The organism is Methylophaga sp. UBA2513 (genome assembly GCF_002341285.1).
GTDB lineage: Bacteria > Pseudomonadota > Gammaproteobacteria > Nitrosococcales > Methylophagaceae > Methylophaga > Methylophaga marina.
This window is the reverse complement of the sequence record NZ_DDNT01000008.1, coordinates 170,251-174,351: the sequence shown is the minus strand read 5'-3', so window position 1 is coordinate 174,351 and position 4,101 is coordinate 170,251. Positions and strand designations below refer to the sequence as shown.

Annotated in this window: 4 protein-coding genes; 2 read left to right on the top strand and 2 right to left on the bottom strand. The window is 44.2% G+C overall.

Features of this window, described 5'->3' with window-relative positions; genetic code table 11:
• Positions 1 to 131: 131 nt before the first annotated feature.
• Both B3V56_RS05360 and B3V56_RS14725 read right to left on the bottom strand, forming a co-directional pair.
• Positions 132 to 308 (bottom strand): hypothetical protein, encoded by a 177-nt coding sequence (locus B3V56_RS05360; protein WP_289284032.1) that lies wholly within the window; start codon positions 306 to 308, stop codon positions 132 to 134.
• 182 nt (positions 309 to 490) lie between these two features.
• A complete protein-coding gene (locus B3V56_RS14725; RefSeq protein ID WP_414673648.1) occupies positions 491 to 964 on the bottom strand; it encodes a LysR substrate-binding domain-containing protein in 474 nt (157 codons plus the stop codon).
• Between the two features lie 41 nt (positions 965 to 1,005).
• On the opposite strand from B3V56_RS14725, the gene B3V56_RS05355 reads away from it, so the two are divergent.
• A complete protein-coding gene (locus tag B3V56_RS05355; protein ID WP_289284031.1) occupies positions 1,006 to 1,809 on the top strand; it encodes a site-specific integrase in 804 nt (267 codons plus the stop codon).
• A 720-nt stretch (positions 1,810 to 2,529) separates the two neighbouring features.
• On the top strand, positions 2,530 to 4,101 hold a 1,572-nt coding region (locus B3V56_RS05350; RefSeq protein ID WP_289284030.1), incomplete at its 3' end, for a recombinase family protein.

The following is a 4,101-nucleotide window of genomic DNA, read 5'->3' as shown; positions in this document are numbered from 1 at the left end:
AGTGGCGGCAGAACGATACGGTTCTTGAGGGTGTATGGGCACAGCTGAGTTGTTTTAAAAAGTTCTGAGTGTGTCATTTCATTTACCTGCATGTCTAAAATATTCGATTCTGTAAGTCAAAAAAACATGGATCAACGAGCTCTGAAGAGCCCGAGCGGTGCTTCGTTGAGGCTGACGTCGATGTTCTTCTTTTGCCTGTAGGCTTCCAGTATTGAGTTGTGCGTTTCCCGTCCTAGGTCAGATTTCTTATCGCCACCAAAGGGGGCATGGGCAGAGATCTCATGGTAGGTATCACTGGAATCTTTCATGAGGGTACCTCCTAAGGTTTCTCGCACGGGTTATGGGTTAATATTATTTGCAATATCTAAATATGTCAATATGTCGCTATCATTTTCCGGCACGTATGCATATTTCCACGCCCTTGCAGCTCACTTCTGGATCAGCTGTGCCCGCGCCGTGCTTCGCACTAGGGTTGTCTATGAGTCTCTGGCTATTTCCCCAGGGCCTGGGGAAATAGCTTGGGGTTTGAGAAAGCCTGCTTAAGGTGGTCGTACACCAATCGCACCCGCTTCGATACAGGACCCTGCTGTGGGCGGTATATGAACAGATCCCATGGCGCTGGAGCGAGATCAGCCAAAACAGCAACCAGCTTTCCTGACCGAAGATGATGCTCAGCCAGATAGGCAGGAATTTGGCCAAAACACATGCCTGCCAGGGTGGCTTCTAATTCCGTATCTGGATCATCACAGATAAGAGCTGGCTGCTTGGGCGTGAACGTTTGCCCGTTGGCAAATAGCCAAGGCCAAGGGCGGCCATTTTTCCGGTCGATCAGGACTGAAAGTGGCAGCTTAGCTAAGGCATCCAAAGATTCAGGTGATGTCTTTTGGCCTATGAGAGACGGGGACGCGACAACGTAAAACGGCACGGGAGCTAAGGCACGTGCAACGTAGCGCCGGTCGCGAATAAGGTATAGATTCTTGGAGAAAAAAAAGACGCGCTCTGGAAGTGTATTACGACTCCAGATGCATCCCTGAAGAAGCTAAATTCATTAAATTAACACCCTTTCCTGATGGCGCCCAAACGAAAAAAACCGGCTCTTTCATAAAAAAGGTATCCCAAAAAGACTTTCGTACCTTGTTAAACGGCTGCATGGTCAAAAAAACACCTGATTTAAGTCTGGTAGGTGCCTTAACTGTTGTTCATATAACAGGGTGTCGTCCATCTGAAATGATGTCGATTCAACTGCTCCCAGATAATGGCATTTACATAGAAGGTTCGAAGCAAACTGAAGATGGCTCAAGAGGTATGGATAGACATCTTTACCTTGATGATGAAAGCTTCAGGATTTTTTCCATTGCCTTAAACCACATGAAAAAGGAGCTGGAAAAACTCAAGGCACATCAAACCGATGAGGCGGCTGTCAGTATGTTACAAAAGCGGTTGGACAGACTGAATAAAAAGCTTTTTCCAAAACGCAAAAAACACATTACCTTCAAATCCTTCCGTCACCAACTGGGCAGTGAACTTAAAAGCAGTGGTCAGGACAGAGTGACCTGTGCAGCAATATTAGGCCACCAGAGTGTAGACTCTATTAATCAATATGGTGATAGCCGAAGCGGCAGAGGCCGGGTACTACCACGCCCCTCTCAAGCCACGATCAACAATGTTCGTGTCACAACGGTTAAAAATGTTGACTTCAAAAATATACTTGTTAGCAAAGACAAGAGAAAACCTGACAAAGGACGTACGTCCTCAAGCCCACCTTATAAGAAAATCAAGATTGGTGGATCAACAGCATATATGTTCTGATGGTTCGGGGCTGAAAAACAGTCGCTTCGCTTTGTGTTTTTCCGGGCGAAGTGACGCCCCTTCACCGTCCATAATCATGTGAGTTTTGCGCAAAACCACTTTTCCAGCCACCCACAAACATAAAAATAGTTAATTGATTTTATTGGAAATTAAAATTTCGTATATAAATTTTAGAAAACTTTTATATCAAATTTATAGCGCGATAAAAATTGTGAAATATGCCACAAAAAATGTTCTGAACATGTGTAATTTTATTCTTGTTCGAGAATAAAAGGAGAACACATGTATTCACTTATTATCACGGTCAAGTCCATTAATGCTTTATATACAAGTGTAGAGCTTTTATTGCTTAGCCACTACTCCACAGATGTCGAAACATCACTGTCTCATGGGGAAGAGTATGTAATTCCATCTCTGATATGGCCTCCACCATTAATCAACACTAAATCTTATGCAGTTGGAGCTCGGCTATTCATCAGTTCACGATTCGGGGTGAACTCATGAGTAGGATAGAGCCATCACAAAGATTATGTGACTGCGTTGTGTGCTCTGAAAAAAGAGAGTTTATCTCATGGCTGGATAGTAATTCCCTTTCATACAAATTATCGAAACACGACTGGCCTATTACTACCGAAAAAATAAAGAAAAGATACAAACGTGAAATATTGCTTGATTTGGTTCGAGTAATGGCATTACGGGATGCAAGAAAGGATCATGAAAATGAATAATAAACGAGCAGCAATATACGCCCGGTTTAGCTCAGACCGCCAGAACGAAAAATCCTGTCGAGATCAGATTAATCTCGCCTCAATGTGGGCACAACATAACGGCTTTGATGTGGTCGACAGTTATCAGGATGCAGCTATATCTGGTGCATCAACACGTAATCGTCCGGCTCTTGCTGAATTGATGCGTAATGCGCAGCTAGGCAAGTTTGATACGGTGATCTGTGAAGGGCTGGACAGGCTAAGCCGTGACCAAGCTGATCTTGCACAAATTCGTAAGGATTTAGTTTTTTATAATGTCACTATCCATACTGTTCAAGATGGTGAAGTCGGCACAATTCATATCGGCATTAAAGGTTTAATGGGCGAGCTTTACCTTGCAGACTTGGCTCAAAAAACAAAGCGAGGCTTACAAGCTGTCGTCAATGATGGTCGTCAGGCTGGGGGTAAATCTTACGGCTATGACAGTATTGGTGGCGGCGAATTAGTCATCAATGAAAATCAAGCGGTTGTTATTGAGCGTATCTTTAATGAATACAGTCATAACAAAACACCACGTGAAATTGCCAGAGATTTAAACGCTGACGATATTCCCTCACCTCGGGGAGGTAAGTGGAACGCATCAACGATTAACGGTAACAGACAGAGACAGAACGGTATTCTGCAGAACCAGCTTTATATCGGTAAGACAGTCTGGAACCGGCAGCGCTTTATAAAAGATCCTAGCACCGGCAAGCGCGTATCAAGAGCCAACCCACCTGAAGAATGGGTTTATCATGATGCACCAGATTTAAGAATTATTGAAGATGAGTTATGGCAGGCAGTGACCAATTTAAAAACCAGCAAAAGTCAAAGCCAGTATAGGCGTGCGCGTAAGCCTAAGCATGTGTTTAGTGGCATGATTAAATGTGGTTGTTGTGGTGCGAGTTACACCATATTCACAACCGATAGATTGATATGTTCCGGTAATCGTGAGCGTGGAGACTGTGACAATAAGCGCACGATCACTCGTCAGCATATTGAAAAACGAGTCCTGTCTGCATTGCATGCGCATTTAGCGGAGCCAGAGTTAATTGCTGAGTACGTCAAAGCCTATCACGATGAAAGACGAAGACTGCAAAAGTCTGAGCGGGGCAATGCCCAACAGAAACAAAGACAAATTAATTCACTGACCGTAGAAATTGATCGGGGCGTGGATTTATTATTGAAAGGGGTGCCGCCGGATAGCTTGATGCAAAAAATTAAACAAATGGAAGTGGAAAAGAAACAGCTAGAGGAAGAATTAGCGCAACAGCAACAACGGATCGAACCAGTAATCATTCACCCAGCAGCAGCCGAGAAATACAAAAACATCGTTGCGAGTCTGCAATCGCACATGGAGAATATCGAGGAAGGCCTATCGAGAGATGATATTTTCCGTGAGGTCAGGAAAATTGTCGATAAGATTGTGATAACCCCAACACCGGGCAATGTAGGTATTGAGGTGCACGGACAACTTGCCGCGCTCTTGAAAATTCAGGATGACCCCATTTGTATGGGATCGATGGTAGCGGGGGCTGGATTTGAA

Excerpts from the sequence above, each read along its gene's own strand:
- B3V56_RS05360 (WP_289284032.1), bottom strand. The coding sequence starts at position 308 with ATGAAAGATTCCAGTGATACCTACCATGAGATCTCTGCCCATGCCCCC.